Annotated in this window: 19 protein-coding genes and 3 pseudogenes; 14 read left to right on the top strand and 8 right to left on the bottom strand. The window is 64.4% G+C overall.

Going from position 1 to position 18,123, the window contains the following annotated elements; translation table 11 throughout:
• Nucleotides 1-19: 19 nt before the first annotated feature.
• The 4 genes and pseudogenes from AWC27_RS24110 to AWC27_RS24095 form a co-directional block, all read right to left on the bottom strand.
• Entirely contained in the window at nt 20-319 is a 300-nt protein-coding gene (locus AWC27_RS24110; RefSeq protein ID WP_085672778.1) for a PE family protein, read from the bottom strand.
• 345 nt (nt 320-664) lie between these two features.
• A complete protein-coding gene (gene lpqS, locus AWC27_RS33445) occupies nt 665-1,114 on the bottom strand; it encodes a putative copper homeostasis (lipo)protein LpqS (RefSeq protein WP_483869953.1) in 450 nt (149 codons plus the stop codon).
• 510 nt (nt 1,115-1,624) lie between these two features.
• A complete protein-coding gene (locus AWC27_RS24100) occupies nt 1,625-2,284 on the bottom strand; it encodes a DUF305 domain-containing protein (RefSeq protein ID WP_372516831.1) in 660 nt (219 codons plus the stop codon).
• A 313-nt stretch (nt 2,285-2,597) separates the two neighbouring features.
• Nucleotides 2,598-2,750 (bottom strand): annotated as a pseudogene (locus AWC27_RS24095) (heavy-metal-associated domain-containing protein); the annotation flags it as partial.
• Between the two features lie 580 nt (nt 2,751-3,330).
• Between AWC27_RS24095 and AWC27_RS24090 the strand changes: the two are divergent.
• The 8 genes from AWC27_RS24090 to AWC27_RS24055 are packed head-to-tail and all read left to right on the top strand — an operon-like array spanning nt 3,331 to nt 11,368.
• Entirely contained in the window at nt 3,331-3,675 is a 345-nt protein-coding gene (locus AWC27_RS24090; RefSeq protein ID WP_085672776.1) for an NADH-quinone oxidoreductase subunit A, read from the top strand.
• Entirely contained in the window at nt 3,672-4,814 is a 1,143-nt protein-coding gene (locus AWC27_RS24085; RefSeq protein ID WP_245847480.1) for a hypothetical protein, read from the top strand. Before AWC27_RS24090 ends, AWC27_RS24085 begins: the two co-directional genes overlap by 4 nt.
• Nucleotides 4,807-5,739 (top strand): complex I subunit 1 family protein, encoded by a 933-nt coding sequence (locus AWC27_RS24080; protein WP_085672775.1) that lies wholly within the window; start codon nt 4,807-4,809, stop codon nt 5,737-5,739. Before AWC27_RS24085 ends, AWC27_RS24080 begins: the two co-directional genes overlap by 8 nt.
• Nucleotides 5,740-5,742: 3 nt before the next feature.
• Nucleotides 5,743-6,303 carry an NADH-quinone oxidoreductase subunit J gene (locus tag AWC27_RS24075; protein WP_085672774.1) on the top strand — a complete coding sequence of 187 codons (561 nt, stop codon included), beginning with the start codon at nt 5,743-5,745 and terminating at the stop codon, nt 6,301-6,303.
• Complete coding sequence (locus AWC27_RS24070) at nt 6,300-6,602, top strand: NADH-quinone oxidoreductase subunit NuoK (RefSeq protein ID WP_085672773.1); 303 nt, start codon at nt 6,300-6,302, stop codon at nt 6,600-6,602. The genes AWC27_RS24075 and AWC27_RS24070 overlap by 4 nt, the downstream gene beginning before the upstream one ends.
• Entirely contained in the window at nt 6,599-8,452 is a 1,854-nt protein-coding gene (locus AWC27_RS24065; RefSeq protein WP_245847477.1) for a proton-conducting transporter transmembrane domain-containing protein, read from the top strand. Before AWC27_RS24070 ends, AWC27_RS24065 begins: the two co-directional genes overlap by 4 nt.
• 3 nt (nt 8,453-8,455) lie before the next feature.
• Nucleotides 8,456-9,946 (top strand): complex I subunit 4 family protein, encoded by a 1,491-nt coding sequence (locus tag AWC27_RS24060; RefSeq protein WP_085672772.1) that lies wholly within the window; start codon nt 8,456-8,458, stop codon nt 9,944-9,946.
• Between the two features lie 21 nt (nt 9,947-9,967).
• Entirely contained in the window at nt 9,968-11,368 is a 1,401-nt protein-coding gene (locus AWC27_RS24055; protein WP_085672802.1) for an NADH-quinone oxidoreductase subunit N, read from the top strand.
• Nucleotides 11,369-12,033: 665 nt separating this feature from the next.
• On the opposite strand, the gene ricR is transcribed toward AWC27_RS24055, so the two are convergent.
• The 3 genes and pseudogenes from ricR to AWC27_RS30510 all read right to left on the bottom strand — a co-directional run.
• Nucleotides 12,034-12,348, bottom strand: a complete 315-nt coding sequence (ricR, locus tag AWC27_RS24050) for a copper-sensing transcriptional repressor RicR (RefSeq protein WP_085672801.1) — start codon at nt 12,346-12,348, stop codon at nt 12,034-12,036.
• A gap of 47 nt (nt 12,349-12,395) precedes the next feature.
• Entirely contained in the window at nt 12,396-12,776 is a 381-nt protein-coding gene (locus tag AWC27_RS33360) for a PPW family C-terminal domain-containing PPE protein (protein ID WP_372516834.1), read from the bottom strand.
• Between the two features lie 404 nt (nt 12,777-13,180).
• Nucleotides 13,181-13,277 (bottom strand): annotated as a pseudogene (locus tag AWC27_RS30510) (PPE domain-containing protein); the annotation flags it as partial.
• Nucleotides 13,278-13,496: 219 nt separating this feature from the next.
• On the opposite strand from AWC27_RS30510, the pseudogene AWC27_RS33355 reads away from it, so the two are divergent.
• The 6 genes and pseudogenes from AWC27_RS33355 to AWC27_RS24015 form a co-directional block, all read left to right on the top strand.
• Nucleotides 13,497-14,176: pseudogene (locus AWC27_RS33355) on the top strand (MmgE/PrpD family protein); the annotation flags it as partial.
• A gap of 30 nt (nt 14,177-14,206) precedes the next feature.
• Nucleotides 14,207-14,911: an MmgE/PrpD family protein gene (locus AWC27_RS33350; protein WP_372516833.1), complete on the top strand. Its 705-nt coding sequence runs from the start codon at nt 14,207-14,209 to the stop codon at nt 14,909-14,911.
• Between the two features lie 32 nt (nt 14,912-14,943).
• On the top strand, nt 14,944-15,723 hold the full coding sequence (locus tag AWC27_RS24030; protein WP_139837185.1) for a DUF2127 domain-containing protein: 780 nt from the start codon (nt 14,944-14,946) through the stop codon (nt 15,721-15,723).
• A gap of 76 nt (nt 15,724-15,799) precedes the next feature.
• The gene (locus AWC27_RS24025; protein ID WP_211281302.1) at nt 15,800-16,276 is read left to right on the top strand and encodes a PaaI family thioesterase; all 477 of its coding nucleotides are present in this window, start codon (nt 15,800-15,802) and stop codon (nt 16,274-16,276) included.
• Nucleotides 16,273-16,740, top strand: a complete 468-nt coding sequence (locus AWC27_RS24020) for a winged helix-turn-helix transcriptional regulator (RefSeq protein WP_085672769.1) — start codon at nt 16,273-16,275, stop codon at nt 16,738-16,740. The genes AWC27_RS24025 and AWC27_RS24020 overlap by 4 nt, the downstream gene beginning before the upstream one ends.
• Nucleotides 16,741-16,760: 20 nt before the next feature.
• A complete protein-coding gene (locus tag AWC27_RS24015) occupies nt 16,761-17,534 on the top strand; it encodes a 5'-methylthioadenosine/adenosylhomocysteine nucleosidase (protein WP_085672768.1) in 774 nt (257 codons plus the stop codon).
• Here AWC27_RS24015 and AWC27_RS24010 read toward each other — a convergent pair.
• The gene (locus AWC27_RS24010; RefSeq protein ID WP_245847469.1) at nt 17,484-18,062 is read right to left on the bottom strand and encodes a CGNR zinc finger domain-containing protein; all 579 of its coding nucleotides are present in this window, start codon (nt 18,060-18,062) and stop codon (nt 17,484-17,486) included. The genes AWC27_RS24015 and AWC27_RS24010 overlap by 51 nt on opposite strands.
• Between the last annotated feature and the right edge of the window lie 61 nt (nt 18,063-18,123).

The raw sequence follows: 18,123 nt of genomic DNA, 5'->3' as shown, positions 1-18,123 counted from the left end.
TTCAGTCGCCTCGGCCGCTTCAGCCGGTCGCAGCCGCGTTGGCGGCCTCGGTGTCGGCATAGGAACCGGCGCTGGTCGCCAAGGCGGCGACAAACTGGTCGTGGATGGCTGTGGCCTGAGCAGCCACCGCCTGGTACAGCTGTGCGTGCGCGGCGAATTGGGCCGCGGTGAGCGCCGATACTTCGTCGGTGGCCGCCGGGACCACCCCGGTCGTCGGGACTGCTGAGGCCTCGGTTTGCGCGCTGATCGCCGAACCGACGGCCTGCAGTGCTTGGGCCGCTGACGCCAGCGCTTCAGGCTGCGTACTCACAAATGACATGTGTTGCCTCCGTTGAAAACCTCGGCACCACTGCCGACGGCGCGTCGTTGCGCGATGGATGGGTAGGTTGGCTCAGAATCCGCGGAGGCAGGTACGGCGCGGGGATGGCGGCCGTCGCAGCGGTCAGCGACCGCAAGGCTTGCTGGGTGGTGGTGCCACCTGCCGCGGCGGGGTTGCCAAGAGCTGCATGGTGCAGATGGGCTGTGCAAGCCCAAGGTGTCCACAGACACGAAATGGTTCATGCGATCGTCGCTTCGATCGAGGCCGCGCCATACAGCGCGGGGTTAACGTGGGCCGGCAGTCACCGGCCGTCGTGGCATAGCACTACGGCCTGATGCTGACCAGTCAGCGACGAGCTAAGCAGAACAGGGTCAAGAGGTCTTGACCGGTGAGGGAGGCAGCCGGCGCGCGCGGGGGGCCCCGCCCGGCCGGCACCACGAGCTGAGCCAACCAACCGCTGCCGATGAGTCCCGCTACGACGACGCCAAGCACAATTAGCGCGGTAACCGCAGATTTGGGCAGCGCAGCGATCGCGAAAACCTTGGATCCCTTGCAGATCGGTAGCCCTTGACCAAGTTGGGGTTGATCCGATTTTGCGGCGAGGGCATTGGTCAGCGATGTCGACATCGATGGTTGCGATGGATATGAAGGGGAATCCGCGGCGCGAACAAATCCACAGTGGCCAACGATCGCAAGCCCAGCCACCGCGGCCGTCAAAACGACAGCCAACCGCACGCGCGACCGCCTGCATGACGGGATACGTCGGACATCCGACCATAACCGGACGTGCCCCATACCCCCACACGGTACACCACGGAGGCTTCCGGCCCAACGACATCGACGGGCTCAGTTCGGTGATGGCGTCGCCAGGAGCCCGCTTCGATAGGTCAAGGAATCGCCACCTGACCGGTATCGGCTCGAAAAGTCGCGTGGTCTGTGGCGTCCGTTGTGACTAGCCGCCGCAGTCCTGGTGCTGTGAGCGCGCCGGGGACACATTTTTGGCTGGCTCCCTCGTTTCGAGGATGTTGATTGGGCGTCGTCTCCGGTGGTTGCAGGGCGTTGGTGTGACGCGCTGCGGCGCCGGGTTTTGTCCTTGCCTCCGAAGCCCCGGATTCGGAACGTGGAGCTGTGTTTGACCCGATCAGCGTCGAATAGTTCAGCGCTGAGCCTGAATGCATTGGAACGCACGCGGGTTCGGCCAGGACGTGCCTGAGTGATCGGTTCTGCTGGGTTGTGACGTCGATTTAGTCCTATGGGTGTGAGCGGGCACTTTTCGCGTTCCCTCTTTGCGCGGGCAGAGGCGCGCTACAGCGAGTTCAGAATGGTCTGCATGGTAGTGATCTCCTGTTGCTGGTTGGTGACGACCGAGTGTGCCAATCCGATAGCGGGCGAGTATTGGCCGGATTTGATTTCGTTCTGCGCCATGGTGATTGCGCCCTGATGGTGCTGAATCATTTGGGTGAGGAAAAGCTTGCTGGCGTCAACGCCTTGCGCGTTCTGCAGCGCCCGCATGTCCTGTTCGGACATCATTCCTTCAGTCCCGGTCATTCCAGGCATGCTGCTGTGACTTGGCATCCCTGGCATCGTGCTCTCAGAGGGCATGCTGCTAGGCATCGTCGTCGGCTGTCCCCACTGGGTCAGCCAGGTCTGCATCTGTTGAATTTCGGGTCCCTGTGCTGCCTTGATCTGGTTGGCCAAGTCGATCACGCGCGCGTCGATGCCCTGCTTAGCTTGGATGATGTCGCTCATCTGGATGGCCTGCTGGTGGTGGGCAATCATATGCTGGGCGAACATGACGTCTTCGCCATTGTGTGCCGACGTTGCAGCGGGCGAACTAGACGCGCCGGAACTTCGCGCTACGGTGGTGCTGGAGCCGGCCTGATTGCCTGAGGCTCCGCAGGCGGTCAAGGTCAATAGGGCCGCACCTGCAGCTGCTGTGGTGATTAGTAATCGTCGCCTCAACACAATGACTTCCTTTTCGACTCAAACATCCGGCCGTTTCCATATACCCAATACGGGTACGCCGTAACCAGCATATTGCACGCAGTTGCGCGGGCCAAAGGAGCTCAACGATGGAACACGATCACCACCGCGGCAGAATAAGCATGTTTCATGGGGCTATGAAGTGCTGGCCAACGCCACCCCGTCGAGCTTGTTGAGCTTCTTCTGGATTCGGGCCACACGAGGCGCATGTCATTCCGCCGATCTGCAGGTCGATATGCCGTAGGCATCCGGTGGCGGTATTCGGGCTATTCCCGTTAATGCAAATGGCGTGTGGTCAGCCGGCCAACTGGTAGCCAGCCGCTTCGACCGCATTCTTGATCGCACCGGTGTCGACTGGGCCGTCGCTGTCGATGGTCACCGTGCCACTGGCCAAATCGACATCCACTGCCTTTACGTGGGAAACATGGCCGAGCTCTTCACGCACCGAAGACGCACAATGTCAGCACGACATCCCGACGACGGCGGCTGTCATAGTGCTCGTTTGGCTCCCCTTCTGTGTTGAGCGTCGCGGACCGACATAGGCAATATACCCCCTACCCCCAAAGGGTATCAAAGCCGGGATTGAGGGATTGAGCGGCTAGCGATGATCCGCCTCGGGGTGGGCTCGGCGACTAGCTCGGTGGGAACGAAGCGGACCTTATCGGAGGTCGGTTGACATCTGTTCCTTAATACCTTAGCGGGGTACCGTACAAACCGCCGGGCAACGTGTATCGATTTGGGAGTCGAAAAATGCCCTTGATTGTGCTACGCATCGCCGCGAATCCTGTTGTGCGCACGATCGCGCGTTGCCCCCTGGGGCGTGCCTCGGCGCGCGGTAACCCAATCGTCGGCGCGGGCGGCCTGCGCAAGCAATCGCACAGTTTAGGTACCGGGAGGACGGGAATCTTGGGATAGAAACAGCACCGCATCGACCCTGATTGAAGAAGAGTGGTTGGCGACTTGGCTTACACGGCAGCGCGATCGATGGCGCTCGAACTAACTGCGATCCAATTGGGTTAGGAGCGGCAATGTATACGGGCCTGGGGTGGATGCTGGTGTTCAGCGTGGCTGGGGTCGTGATGCTTTACGGGCTGCACCGATGGACGGCGACGGCAGCAAGCGCGTTGATCGTGTGGCCGTTTCAGTCGGGATGGGTCGCCCAGGAGCATGCCTTGTCGCGGTATCACGTGCGCTGGTATCTGGCGACACTGATCTTCCTGGCCTTCGACGTCGAGATGTTGTTCATGTACCCGTGGGCGTTGGTCGTAGCAAAGATGGGTGTTGGCGCGATCGTTGAGATGTCCCTGTTTTTGGCGGCGCTGCTGGTGGCCGTGGTGTGGGCATGGCGCGAAGGCGCACTACGTTGGGTATGACGCAGCTGTTGGCCCGATGCGCGGCCCGGCGGGCACATGTTCTCACCGTGGAGGCGCCGGGTTACTGGGTGGTGCGCGCCGAGACCGAATTACGATTTCGCGCTCGCCGGTGGTGCGCGGCGACATCGCCGGCCGACGCAGATGTGTTGGCAGTCTGTGGTGTCCCCGGCCCCGAGTTAAGCGAGGCGACCGGCCGGGTGTGGGATCAACTACCGGGGCCGCGGGTCCGCATCGACGTGCCCGATCTGCAAACAGTGGATTCGGCCCTGGAGCGGGCCGCTGCGGAGTTGGTCGATATCGACATGCACCGCAACGATGCTCGTGAACGCATCCAATCGCCAAACCTGAGCGGTGATCACGACCACGCCGATCATGGAAGGCCCCACCAGCAAGACCACGCTCAGCACGCGCACGGCGGCTACGGCGAACATCAGCACATGGACCACGGCGCCATGGACATGGCGCCGGTCGGAATCGCACTGGCCGAAGGTGGCGAGGATCGCGACGGTTTGGAAATGGATGAGTTGCATGTGCGTGTGGGCCCAGTGCTGCGCTATTGGCCTGCGGGACTAGTGGTTCGGTGGGCTCTGCACGGAGATGTGCTCGCAGGAACCCAGGCTTGGATGCTCGATAGCAACCTCGGCAATTGCCGTCCGCCGTCGGATTTGCGTGACGGCGCGGCGCGGCACTGTGATCACGTCGTTGATGTGCTGGAGTTAGCTGGCTGGCCATGTGCGGCGACGATAGCGCGCACGGCGCGCGACACCCTGCTGCGCGAACCGAACAGTGCGCGCGGGCGGTCTGTGCTCGACACCCTGCACCGCAAGCTTCGCCGGTCTCGGGTGTTGCGCTGGTCGTTGCGCGACATCGCATCGCTGACCGTCAAGGACTGCGACGGTCTCGGATTGCCGGCTGCTCTGGCCGGCGATTGCTATGACCGGCTGCTCGCACGGGTCGACATCGTGCGGCGGGCGTTGTCAGAACCGTTGGAGCCCAACGTATTGCGCGTAGCTGCAGCCGGTATCGTCGACACGCTGCCTCATTTGGTGGATGGTCTCGACCTCGCGACGGCGCGGCTGCTGATTGCCAGCCTTGGCATCGACACCGCGCCCGTGGAGGCGGGCGGTCGTGATGGCTGACACTTCGGTCACGGCGGTGCCCGGTGTGTGGGCGTTGGCCGGGGCGGCGCTGGTAATGGTCCTCAGTTTATATGCGGCGACCCTTGACGGCGTGCTCGCGGCTCGTGGGGCTGGTGTGCGCGGCGGCAAAAGTGCACCGGTCGCCGAGGTGGCACGGTTGATGCGGCAACGTCGGCGCACCACTGTGGCTGCCGACGCGGTGCTGTGGCGCATCGGTGCGGCGGGGCTGGTTGTCGTGGCATCGCTGATGGTGACGGTAGTGCCACTGGGGCGCTGGACTTTGTTCGACTTTGACGTCGGCGTGGTGTGGTTCAACGCGATGGATGTGATGGTGTGGGCGCTGGTGTGGCTTGCCGGTTGGGGCCCCAACTCCGCGCATTGCCTCGTCGGCGGCTATCGCTTTCTCGCCCACGGCCTGGGCTACGAACTGCCGCTGATGTTCGCTCTGGTTGCACCAGCCATCGCGGCGCAAAGTTTGCGGGTCGCCGATGTGGTCTGGGCTCAGCATGGCTTGTGGTTCGCGGTGTGGATGCCGGTCGCATTCGTCGTGTATTGCGTTGGCGCGGTCGCTTTTTCAGTCTGGGGCCCGTTTTCCCCGGCGCTGGGCGCCGATATCGCCGGCGGTGTCACCGCGGAGCTGTCCGGCGTGGATCGCCTCGTATTCCAGGCCGGCCGCTACGCCCTGCTGGCCGCCGGTGCCGCGTTTGCGGTGCCGACGTTCCTCGGGGGCGGCGCGGGACCGCTATTGCCGGGTTGGCTGTGGGTTCTCGTCAAGACCATCGCGCTGCTATCGGTTTTCGTGTGGGCGCGGGGACGTTTGCCAGTGTTGCGGCCCGACAAGTTCATGGAGATCGGCTGGATGGTGCTGTTGCCGCTCACACTCGTGCAAGACCTCGTCGTGGCCATCCTCGCAGTAAGGAACTGACACATGATCGTTGACATCGTGTTTTGGACCATCGCCGTCATCGCCGTCCTAGCCGGGGCAGCCGTGTTCATCGTCAATTCGATGGCGCGGGCCACCTATGCCCTTGCTGTGTCGTTCATCGCGGTCGGCGTCGTGGTTTTGCTGTTGCAGCAGAATTACATCGGCGTCGTCATCATCTTGATGATGGTGATGGAGATGGCGGTCATGGCGGTCTACATGGTCATGTTCATGGGCATGAACCCGGCGCTGATGCCGATGAGTATGGTGCACGACAAGCGACGCGCCCTGGCCGCGGCCGTCGGAACCTTTGCCCTGCTGGCGTGCGGGATACTGCTGGCCGACTGGCCGTCGCGGCGCGCCACACCGCCGCAGGAGGTCACCGTTGCGCTCGGCGAGGCATTGATGGGACCCCAGATGCTGGCCATGGCGGTGATCAGCCCGGTCATGGTCGCCACCATCGTCGCTGGGATTGTCCTGGCAGCCCACCGCAGCCGCTACGACCGGTTCGGCGATGACCTCAAACACAGATCCCTCGATCCGCAACCGGGAGGGGTGGGGCGATGACGCTGCAGACCGTGCTGTTGGTCGCCGCGGCGCTGTTCAGCGTCGGACTCTACGGCGCACTGTCCCAACAGGTCGTGGTCATGGTGATGATGGGCCTGGAGTTGATGATCAACGCGGTTATCCTTGCCGCCGGCAGCTTTTGGTGGTTTTGTGCACCCGCACCGGCTGGACAGGTGCTGCTGCTGGTGATCATCGCGGCCATGACGGTGGAGATGGCGATGGGATTCGCGGTGGCCACGTTGCTGCATCGCGAGCGCCGCGCCGACATGACCGACATGGCCGCTGACCTGGCCGGGTGAACCCGGTGGACGCGACATCGCAACTGGTCTTGTGGCTGCTGATTGTGCTTCCGGCCATATGCGGTGCGGCATTGCTGCTAATCGGACGTGCGGACCGATTCGCCAACGCGATATCTGTAGCGGCGGCGGCGGCGGCGGTGGTGGTGGCGCTGTCGATCGTGGCGGCGACTACGCGGCCGGATGTGAGCGTCGCTTTTGTCGCCGGTGCGCAGTTCGCGCTGACCGTGGATACCCTGGCGGCGGTGGTGGTTCCCGCCGTCGCGGCCGTCACCCTGCTCGTGCTGGTGTTCGCTGCTGCTGAGATTCGGGTTGCTGCAGGCCGATTCGGCGGTTTGATGCTGTTGTTCGCGGCGGCCGCGATCTTGACGGCGACCGCCGCGACGCTGCCGGCGCTGCTGCTGGCGTGGGAGCTCATGGGAGCGGCGTCCTATGGTCTGATCGGGTTCTGGTGGCGTGATGACTTTCGAATGTCGGCCGGGCTTGTTGCCTTTCTCACCACGCGCACCGCGGACCTGGGGCTGTATCTGGCCGCCGGCGCGGCCCTTGCGGGCGGCGCCGGTCTAGCGCTGGCAAATCTGCCTCACGCAACCACGGTGTGGCGCAATGTGATTGCTTGCGGGCTGCTCATCGCCGCCCTGGGTAAGGCCGCGCAGCTGCCGTTCTCGTTTTGGCTCTCCCGGGCGATGGAGGGCCCCAGCGCGGTCAGCGCGCTATTGCACTCGGCGGCCATGGTCGCCATGGGTGCGTATTTGTTGCTGCGCGTTGAGCCGCTGCTGGCCGCCACCGGATGGGCCGCCGTCGCGACGGCCTGGACCGGCGCGGTGACCGCAGTGCTGCTGGGCGTGGTCGCAGTGGCCCAACGCGACCTTAAACAGTTGCTCGCCGCCTCCACCGCCGCACAGCTTGGGTTCGTGGTGATGGCAGCCGGGGTCGGTGCAGTAAGTGGCGGAGCCGCGCAGCTCATCGCCCATGCCTTCACTAAGGCAGGGCTGTTTCTTGTAGCCGGGGCATGGCTTTTACTCCTGGACACCAAGCAGCTTGACCAGCTGCGCGGTGTCGCCCGGCGATGGCCAGTCCTCGGCTGGAGCGCCACGGTCGGCGCGGCCGCCTTGGCGGGCATCGCGCCGTTATCCCTATGGGCGACAAAGGACGCAGTGCTGACGGTCGCCCTTGATCACTCGGTCGGCCTATATGCGACCGGGCTGGTGGCAGCCACGCTGTCGGCGGCCTATGCGGCGAAGATCCTCGTTGCCGTGTGGGGCACGCCGACCCCGGCCGCGGCGGCAGAACAATCGACTCCCAAAGCACTCAACACTTTTGAGCAGGTGCCGCTTGTTGTGTTAGCTATGGGCGCCGCCGTGGCGGGGCTGCTGGTGATGGCGCCTGTCGCGCCAACGTTGAGCCGTGCTCTCGATAACGGGCTCGCCACATACCCGGCGGTACCTGAACTCGCGGCGTCAGCGTTGTTGGCGCTTGTGGTGGTGGCGGCGGTGCTGCGCTGGGGGGTGCCCCAGCCGCGGTGGGCTGCGAGTTGGCTCGGGCTGGAACGCGCCGCCAATGCGGCTTTCGTACAGCCAACGATGCGCCTGGCCGCGGTGCTGGCCCGTTTCGATGACCACGTTTTGGACCGGGCCGTAGATCGGATCGCCGTCGGATCGCTGCGAGCCGCCAGATCGGCGGCCGGCATCGATGACCGTGTCCTGGATCCCGCGGTGGAGGGGGTGGCAAAGCGGATGCGTCAGCTTGGGGAGCTGGCGCGCAGACCGCAAACCGGCCAACTACACCAGTACTATTTCGCCGCGGTGGCGGTGCTCGTACTCGGTGTCTTGCTTCTTGTGGCGGTGAGGTGAAAAGTGCTCACTCTGATCGTCTTTCTGCCATTGGCCGCCGCATTGGGTGTGCTTGTGCTACCGGGCAATTGGGAGATTGCGGCCCGCTGGGGATGGGTCGCGAGCACAGCCGTCGATTTGGTGCTGACGGTGGTGGCGTGGGCACGGTACAAGTCACCGGGTGCCAACGGGCTGGCTTTCGAGGAGCGCGCGCCGTGGATCCCGGGGGTCAACAGCAGCTACCACGTGGGTGTCGACGGCTTGTCCTTGCCGCTGGTGGTCATGACCGCAGTGATCTTTCTGGCCTGCGCGATTTATGGGCTGCGCGGGCGCGACCGATCCCGCGCGCAGGCGGCCCTGTTTCTGTTTCTGCAGACTGTGAGTCTGGGGTTGTTCGTGGCCGCGGACCTCATTTTGTTCTTTGTGTTCTTCGACTTGTCGATTGCGGCGATGTACTTCGTGATCGCCGGCTGGGGCCATGGTGACGCCGGCCGCTCGGCGCTGAAGTTTTTCCTCTATACGTTTCTGGGGTCATTGGCGCTGCTGGTGGGCTTCATCGGCCTGTACATCGCCGCCGATCCACACACGTTCGACATGGTCGAGCTGGTCGCCACTACCCCGCTGGCCGGTCGCCCGCTGGCCGGTGGGCTGGTTCTTGCGGCGATCCTGATCGGATTGGCGGTCAAGACCCCGACGGTTCCGTTCCATACCTGGCTTCCGCCTGCGCATACCGATGCGCCGGCCATCGGCTCGGCGGTGCTGGCCGGGGTGCTGCTGAAGATGGGCACCTACGGGTTCGTGCGGATCGCGATGCCGATGCTCCCGCACGCCTGGCGCGCTTGGGCTTGGGTGATCATCGTCGTCGGCGTTGTGTCGGTGCTTTACGGCGCGCTGGTCGCGTTGGCGCAGAATGACTTTAAGCGCATGGTGGCCTACACCTCGGTCAACCACATGGGCTATATCGTGCTGGCTGTCGGCGCCGCCGGCCTGGTGTCAGCGAGCACCCCCGATGCGCGCGCGGTGGCGATCACCGGAGCGGTCACACAAATGGTCAGCCACGGTCTGATCACCGGGGCGCTGTTCTTGCTCGCCGGGGTGTTGTACGGGCGCGCCGCCAGCTACGACATGGGCGCCTACGGCGGTCTGGCCGCACCGGCCCCGAAACTGGCTGCGCTGTTTACGGTCGGCGCGTTCGCCTCCCTAGGGTTGCCGGGACTTTCCGGCTTTGTCGCCGAATTCCAGATTTTCGCCGGCAGCATCGCGGCTGCGCCGCTCACTGCGATCGCATTGCCGGGCATCGTAATCACCGCGGCATTGTTTTTGCGTGCCTTGCAACGCATCTTCACCGGCGAAACCCGGTGCCACTCGCAGGGCTTCATTGATCTGCATGCATCCGAAATCGGGTCGGCAGGAACGCTCCTGACGCTTTCAGCCCTAATCGGCGTCTTCCCGCGCCCCTTGCTGGATCTGATCGAGCCGGCCTCCCACACGCTCATCGGGTTGGTCGGGAGATAGCCGGTGGACGCCGAGACCGGGATGCATCCGCTGCTGATGTTGCCGGAGATGCTGACATTCGGCGGCGGCCTGGTGGTGCTGATCGGCGGATCATTTCTGCCCCGGAAACGACAGTGGTGGGCCCGTATAGCTGCAGCCGCAACCCTTACCGGTGTGATCGCAGTCGCGGTCATCGGCACGGCGGCCTCAGATCAGACCGCATTCGAGGGCACGTTCGCCGTTGACACCGCCACCGCGGTGGCCCGGATCACCGCGGCATTTGGGGTGCTGATGGTTCTCGCGATAGCCGGCGATGAACTCGCAGCATCGGCGCGGGAAAGTGAAAGCTATGCGCTGCTTCTGTTTTCGACCGCGGGCATCCTGGTGCTGGCCGGAGCTCGCGACCTGCTGGTCCTGGCCGCCGGATTTCTGCTCGCCAGCATCCCGCTGTACGGACTGATCGGACTAGTGCGCACAGCGCTGGCATCCGAGGCAGTGATGAAGACCTACCTGCTCGGTGCGCTGTTCAGCATCACCCTGCTGCTGGGGATCACCATTGTCTACGGGATCACCGGGGCCACCCGCTACGACGAACTCGCCACGCAACTGGGCGGGGCACCGGCGGCGGTGGTCGCGGCTGGCCTCGTGGCCGTCCTGGCAGGGCTGATGTTTGAAGCCGGCGCCGTGCCTGCGCACTTCTGGGTTCCCGACGCCGCTCAAGGCGCCAACGGCGTAGCGGCCATCTTCTTGACCACGGTTCCCAAGGTCGGCGCCTTGGTTGCGCTGTATCGCGTGGCTAGCGTTTTGCCGCATACAGTGGCGTGGCCGCTGCTGATCGCGGTATTTGCCGTTGCGAGTATGACGTTGGGCAACCTGACGGCGTACTGGCAGCAGGACTGCCGCCGACTTTTGGGCTGGTCGACTGTGAGCCAGGTCGGCTATCTACTGGTGCCGGTAAGCGTCGCCGGCCGCAGCGAGCTTGCCCTTGCGTCCTTGTTGTTTTATCTAGTCGGCTACACCCTGACTAACAGTGCCGCATTCGCGGTAAGCACCGCGCTGCCCGATCGACGTGATCTCAACGCATACCGTGGCCTGACTCACGCCCGGCCCTGGCTGGCGGGAGCGCTAATAGTCGCCCTACTCGGCTTGGTCGGCACCCCGCCGACGACCGTCTTTCTCGGAAAACTCACGACGGCCACGGCTGCTTGGGACGGCGGTCAGGCGTGGCTAGCGGTGGTGGTGTTCATCAACAGCCTGATCAGTCTGTTCTACTACCTGCGCTGGATCATCCCTTTATTTCAACCATCTCAAGCCACACCGACGGGCTTGGCGCCCAAACGATGGTCCACCGGGACCGCGATATTTGCCGCCGGCCTAAGCCTCGGGATCGGCGTCGCAGCCGGTCCGGTCTGGGAATTGCTCGCTGCAGCGTCGATGAAGTAACCGACATCACGAATCAGGGCGTGCTGCAGCCCTACTGGCAGCGTCTCCGAAGCGCGCGGCGGCTGGTCGGGCCAGCGCCGGGGCGGGCGGTCGAGCACCGGAGTGAAAGGAAGGTTGAATCGGCTTACAGCGCCTCATCCACCGTTTCTGGCGGTAACCAGGCGCCTATCTTGCGCACCCGGTCGCGCACTCTGCGCGAAGGATGTACACCCATGTTGCGATGCGGACGCCCGACCATGATAGTGACAATCCAGAGCAGCGCGGGTCACCGATCACGATATGAAACATCGCGATATAGGCGACGCGCCGCGCTGCGCCGGGCGCTAGCATGCGGCCGACCTTCAGTCGCGTTCCCGCGAAATAGCCATGGCCGCAAGGGGAGTCGCGGCCGTGGCTATAGGTAATCAGTCGTTGCAGGTGCAGTCCGGGTGACCGCAGTTGCACCCCGGTGCTTGGGTGCAAGCCGAGTTACCACACTTACAGCCGGTGGACTTGCATTGGCAGGATTTAGGTTCGTTCACGCATATAACAGTACCGGGGTAGGGTATTAGCGTCAAGGGGCATACATGTTTGCTGGCCGGGAGATGAAGTAGCTCAAGGCATTTTAGGCGACACGGTTGTCGCGGCGCTTCTGCCAAACAGCCCGGCTCAATCAGCGGTCGCGATCAGGAACGAACGAGTCGTGCGATGGCAGCGGAGGCTTCGGCGAGCTTCACCTCGGCCTGCTCGCCACCCTCGGCGAGCGCGTGACTTACGCAATGGTCGAGGTGTTCATCGATCAGGTTCAACGCCACTGACCGTAAGGCGCTATTGGCGGCGCTGATCTGGGTGAGGACGTCGATGCAGTACTTGTCCTCTTCGATCATCTTCGCGATGCCACGGATCTGACCCTCTATTTTGCGCAGCCGCTTGGCGTAGCTGTCCTTGTGCGCTACGTATCCGTAGGTGGCTGTCGCCTGGCCTTCCGGCGTCTTTGTCATCGGATCGACCTCGGCCTTCCTGCTCATGGTGACGCCGACGCCGGACATCACCGCTGCCATCGCGGTCGTCGTCGCCGCCGATCTTGGACTTGGCCACCTCGACACCGCCACGGGTGACTGATCACTGACTGCCACAACCTATCGCGGCAATTGATACAGCCACTATACCTAGCCGCCCCGCGGGGGTACGTGAAACGGATAGATGGTTGGTGTTGCTGACCACTGATTTGGGGTTTTGCCGTACGGCTTCTCATCAGGAGTCGTCTTCTACATCCCGGGGCTCGGCAGGCTTGCCGGGGTCCGCGACCCCAGGTGCCTGGCACCATCGGAATTGTCGGCGCGTCGCCGAACTCATCGCCGGCTAGCGTGGTCAAGCCCGCTGCCTGGGTGACACCGGATTTCCTTGCGGCCCTGGCGAATCCCAACACTCCGGGGCCCTGATCCGAGGCCACCGTCGGCGCTACGGGCTGCTAACCTGAGGGCGCGGCACAGTCTGGGTCGGTCGACATTCATATCCATGGGCTCTTCGCCGTAGTCACGCTGATGCTTGGCACGTCGGCACGGCCGTGCACGCGTCTGTTCTCGTGCCGCTGCTGTCGCCGCGGCAGCCGTGTTTGGATCCGTGCCCTTCTTTTAGTGCTGAAGCTGGCCGCTGGTAGTCATTCCGGAGCCGAGCCCGCCCGGAGGGGCCATCACGCAGGGGGCACAAACCTCGCATACCTGTAGCCGCAGTCGGCTCTGCGCACTCGGCCCCTGCCATATTCCAGCCTGCGCGTCGGCCAACTGCCGCACCGTTTCGTTCCGACGGCAACGACCACGAGCGGCGGTCGGCTCCCCGCCGCCGCCAACAGCGACCCCGACCCCGGGCCGCTGCGCAGCAAGGCCGAATGAACTTCAGGCGGAAACGCCATCCATTTCGGCGCCGTCATCGTCATCCGCTCATACCCAGATAGGGGCGGCCGCGCTGAGTGCCTCGCCCCGCTCGGCTACCGCCGCGCCCTTCGCTACGTCGGGGCCGTATTGCCGTCGAATGTTTGATATCGCGGGCGCCATCACAGCTGCCGCTTGGTTATCGAAGACGGCGATGCCAGTGTGATTAGTGTGAGTCAAAACTGGACGGTGGGTGGTTGCGGCGCTCGAGTCGATTCATGGCGGATAACTACGTTGTTGACGACCTGGCCGGTTTTGTCGTCGCCGCCGGACCGGCGGATCTGGCCGGGCGGGCGCGGGCCTTGATGAAGCGCAACGTGCTGGACAGCGTCGCCTGCGCGATCGGCGCACTTGGCAGCGAGCTCATCCCGGCCATCCGCGAGCACACCCAGCAATTCAGCGGCCGCCCCACCGCAACGCTGGTCGGCGGCGGGCGTGTCTCGGTGGATCAGGCCCATTCTTCAACGCGGTGCTGGTCCGTTACCCCGATCTGCTCGACACCTATCTGACGGTGGGCGGCCTGTGTCACCCGGCCGACAATCTCGGTGCCATCCTGGCCGTGGCCGAACAAGACAACGCCGACGGAGCGGATTTCCTGCTGGCACTCGCCGTGGCTTACGAAGTGCAATGCCGGTTCAGTGCCCAGGTTCCGGTCATGGCGCGGGGGCTCAATCACGCGCTGCAGCTGGCGATGTCGGTTGCGGCCGGCTCGGCCAAGCTGCTTGGACTGGACGCCCAACAGACCGCCGATGCGATCGCTGGCGCCGCGGCCGACAACGTCTCGCTTGCCACGGTGCACGCCGAACCGGTGTCCAACTGGAAAGGCATCTCGCCGGCCATCACCGGTATGCGCGCGGTTTACACGACGGTCTTGGCCGCTCGCGGCGTTACCGGTCCCAAATCCTTATTCGAGGGACCACACGGTTTGGTGCAGCTCTTCGATCAACAGATCGATTTCCACACCGACGACAAAGCGCTGACCGCCGTCGAACGGACCTATCTCAAGCAGTACTGCGCGCTGATCCATGGACAGGTCATCATCGACACCACGCTGGCCATCCGCGACGCCAACGACATCCGCGGCGACGACGTCGAGCGGATCACCCTCGAGGTGTTTCAGGGCGCGTACGACTTCGCCGGCGGGGGAGCATACGGCGGCAAAGAACATCCGTGGACCAAGGAGCAGGCCGACTACAACCTCAAATACCTGGCAGCCGTCGCACTGCTGGACGGCGGCGTCGGCCCCGAGCAGCTCGAAACCGAGCGAGTCCGGCGCACCGACGTCCAAGACCTGCTGGCGCGCGTCGACGTGAGGCCGGCAGCCGACCTGACGGCCGGCTATCCGGGTCGCACCGCGGCGCGGGTGTGCGTCGGGATGCGCGACGGGCGCGAGTTCAGCCGCGAGGAAGCGGAGTACGAGGGGTCGCCCACCCGGCCGCTGTCCTGGGACCGTGTTGTCGAGAAGTTTCACTGGCTGGCCGAGCCGTTCTGCGACGACGAGCTGCGCACTGACATCATCGCCGCGATCGACCGCATCGACGAGATCCCGATCGCCGAACTCACCAGCCTGCTCGGCGCGGTGAACCGCACCGCCCAACGTCCACGTAGCACGCTGCGACTGATGAAAGAATGATCGGCGCATCGCTCGCCAGCGAAGGAGCGCAAGTGGCCAAGCATGACAATCGTGGCACCAACCGGTGGGAGTTGATCACCTGCGCGATCAGCGGGCACGCGACCTATGCACCCGACGATGAGGAACTCGCCGATCGGCTGCACGCCAAGACGAAGCTCGGTGAAGTGTGGCGCTGCCTGCGCTGCGGCGACTTCGCCCTGGGTGAACCGCATGGTCGTGGCCACCCGGAAGATGCGCCAATGATCATGCGCGGCAAGGCATTACGTCAGGCCCTCATCCTCCGTGCGCTCGGCGTCGAGCGGCTGCTGCGGGCACTGGTGCTGGCGCTTGCGGCCTGGGCGGTATGGGAGTTTCGCGGTGCTCGCGGTGCGATCCAGGCGACGCTCGACCGCGACCTGCCGGTGTTCCGCGCGGCCGGCTTCAAGGTCGACCAGATGTCGGCGATACACGAGCTGGAAAAAGCACTGGCAGCAAAGCCTTCCACGCTGGCTCTGATCACCGCGATGCTGGCCTGCTATGCGGTTCTGCAAGTCATCGAGGGCGTCGGCCTGTGGCTGCTGAAACGCTGGGGTGAGTACTTCGCGGTGATTGCGACATCCATCTTCCTGCCGCTGGAAATCCATGACCTGGCCAAGGGCATCACGATGACCCGGGTGGTGACCTTCAGCATCAATGTCGCCGCGGTGATCTACCTGTTGGTCTCCAAGCGATTGTTCGGCCTGCGGGGTGGACGCAAGGCCTACGACGAGGAACGCCACGGCGAGCAGCTGCTCGACCTGGAGCGTGCGGCCATGACGACCGACCTGACTTGACCCTCGTTTAGTCAGCCGTAAGTATGTGTGCATGGGCAACACGGCTTGCGGCACAACGAATATTGAACGAACCCGGTTGATCGAATGGGCGGATCCCACGATCACGGCCCGGGCGGCCCCTGGCCGCAGTGGCCTGGAGTTTCTGCAGGCGATGGTCGATGGGGAGTTACCGCCACCGCCGATCATGCAGACGCTGGGGGCGCGGCTGGAATCGGTCGCCAAGGGCGAAGCGGTCTTCACGATGACGCCGACCGAGTCGCACTACAACCCGATCGGCTCGGTGCACGGCGGTGTGTATGCCACGCTGCTGGACTCGGCTGCGGCGTGCGCGGTGCACAGCATGCTGGCGGCCGGCGTCGCCTACACGAGCCTGGACCTGTCGGTTCGGTTCATCGGCGCGATCAGCGTCGACACCGGGCCGGTCAGCTGCACGGGAACCGTCAAGCACCTGGGGCGGCGCACCGCCTTGGCGGAAGCGGTGCTGACCAGTCACACCGGCAAGCTGCTGGCGACCGCGACGAGCAACTGCCTCATTCTCAATCCCGCGCCATGAACCTGTCGGGCCCGCTTGCCTACCGGGATCGCTGGACGGTCGCCGATTGGTGCCCGATGGAGCGGGCACTGCAACTGATCGGCACCCACTCGGCGATGGTGTTGCTTCGCGAAGCATTTTGGGGCGCTAGGCGTTTCGACGAACTGGCCCGCCGCGCCGGGGTGACCGAGCAGATCGCGGCCAAGCGGCTGCGCCAGCTTGTCGACGCCGGGCTGCTGATCAAGCAGCCATATCAGCAGCCAGGGCAGCGCACCCGCTATGAGTACGTTCTCACCGACCGCGGCAGTGACCTTTATCCGGTACTGGTCAGCCTGATCGAGTTCGGCAGGCAGCTACAAGGCGACGCCAGCGCGATGGAACTGGTTCACGAAGGCTGCGGTGCACCCCTGGTTCCCTTCGTCCGGTGCACCGCTGGACACGACGTCGCGTCCGCCTACGCGACAGCGCGAATTGTGAAGCGCTGATACGCCGTACAATCACGCGAGTGGCGATCGGCATCATCTGCGCAATTCCGCCGGAGTTGACGTATCTGCGCGGCCGTCTGCGCAACACCGGACGCACGACGGTCGCCGATTATGCCTTCGACAGCGGGCAACTCGACGGGCAACCGGTGGTGTTGGTCGCCTCGGGCATGGGCAAAGTCAACATGGGGCTGGTCGCTACGCTGCTCGCCGATCGGTTCGGTTGCAGCGCAATAGTTTTCACCGGAGTCGCCGGAGGGCTCGACCCGCGACTGCGCATCGGCGACATTGTGATCGCCGACCGGGTGGTGCAGCACGATTTCGGCCTGACCATGAACGAGCAGCTGCATACGTATCAGCCCGGCCACATTCCCTTCATAAACCGGACCGAGCGGCTTGGCTATGAGCCCGATCCCGAGCTCCTGGAGCGCGTCAAACGCCGCCTCGCCGGTCTCACGCTGCCGGCCTTGTCGAATTTCCCGAGCGACGGCGGACCACCGCGCATCACCTACGGCACCGTCCTGACCGGCGACCAGTACCTGCATTGCGAACCGACTCGTATCCGGCTGCACAACGACCTCGGCGGTGTCGCGGTCGACATGGAAAGTGGTGCGCTGGCGCAAGTCTGCGAATCCTTCGGCGTCCCTTGGCTCGTCATCCGCGGGCTGTCCGATCTGGCCGGTACCGACTCCGGTCTGGATTTCCAGCGCTTCCTCAAAGACGTCGCGGGCAGGTCGGCGCGCGTCCTACTGTGCGTGCTGCCCGCGCTCACGCCGGCGGGCCCGGGAAGCGCGTAGGTTCGCCGCATTCCCGCACGTCTTCACGTCGTGCCAGACTCCGCTGTTGTTCTTGGAGCGGTCATAGAACGTGGAATCGCACTGGTGGTTGTGGCATCGCTTGACGCGCCGCCAGGTGCCCTCTTGCTGACTCAGCAGAATCTCCGCCCAGACCGCCGAAGCAAACCAGCGCCAGCCCCGGCCCTCGGGCTCCAGCCGTACCCGTCCGGCGTCGGTCAGGGCAAACGATGCCGAGACGGAGCCGATGGCCGCCGGTTCCCCGGCGACCAGGCCGGCGACGGCGGCACGCAACGCGCGCAGCTTCGGCACGTCCGCGTCGCTCAGTTTCGGCGGGTCGGCCGGCGTGCCGCGCAGCGCCGACCAGGTCCGTACGGACTTGGCCGCCCAGCTGCGCGCAAGCGCCGGATCGGACAGCAGGTCAGGGCCGTAGTCACCGATGCCGACGGTGTTCAGCAAGTCCTGAACCAGACCCAGTCCGCCGGGTGCCGGCGCCAGCCCGTACCGGTGTGACGCAAACCATTCAGACATAATCAAAGACTACTTGCCTATGTCGCAGCCGGTCAACTACGGTGACATAGGCAAACGCATT

Source organism: Mycobacterium szulgai (assembly GCF_002116635.1).
Taxonomy (GTDB): Bacteria; Actinomycetota; Actinomycetes; order Mycobacteriales; family Mycobacteriaceae; genus Mycobacterium; species Mycobacterium szulgai.
This window is presented reverse-complemented; position numbering and strand designations above follow the sequence as displayed.

Excerpts from the sequence above, each read along its gene's own strand:
- AWC27_RS24110 (WP_085672778.1), bottom strand. The coding sequence starts at position 319 with ATGTCATTTGTGAGTACGCAGCCTGAAGCGCTGGCGTCAGCGGCCCAA.
- lpqS (WP_483869953.1), bottom strand. The coding sequence starts at position 1,114 with ATGGGGCACGTCCGGTTATGGTCGGATGTCCGACGTATCCCGTCATGC.
- AWC27_RS24090 (WP_085672776.1), top strand. The coding sequence starts at position 3,331 with ATGTATACGGGCCTGGGGTGGATGCTGGTGTTCAGCGTGGCTGGGGTC.
- AWC27_RS24085 (WP_245847480.1), top strand. The coding sequence starts at position 3,672 with ATGACGCAGCTGTTGGCCCGATGCGCGGCCCGGCGGGCACATGTTCTC.
- AWC27_RS24080 (WP_085672775.1), top strand. The coding sequence starts at position 4,807 with ATGGCTGACACTTCGGTCACGGCGGTGCCCGGTGTGTGGGCGTTGGCC.
- AWC27_RS24075 (WP_085672774.1), top strand. The coding sequence starts at position 5,743 with ATGATCGTTGACATCGTGTTTTGGACCATCGCCGTCATCGCCGTCCTA.
- AWC27_RS24070 (WP_085672773.1), top strand. The coding sequence starts at position 6,300 with ATGACGCTGCAGACCGTGCTGTTGGTCGCCGCGGCGCTGTTCAGCGTC.
- AWC27_RS24055 (WP_085672802.1), top strand. The coding sequence starts at position 9,968 with ATGCATCCGCTGCTGATGTTGCCGGAGATGCTGACATTCGGCGGCGGC.
- ricR (WP_085672801.1), bottom strand. The coding sequence starts at position 12,348 with ATGACAAAGACGCCGGAAGGCCAGGCGACAGCCACCTACGGATACGTA.
- AWC27_RS24020 (WP_085672769.1), top strand. The coding sequence starts at position 16,273 with ATGAACCTGTCGGGCCCGCTTGCCTACCGGGATCGCTGGACGGTCGCC.
- AWC27_RS24010 (WP_245847469.1), bottom strand. The coding sequence starts at position 18,062 with ATGTCTGAATGGTTTGCGTCACACCGGTACGGGCTGGCGCCGGCACCC.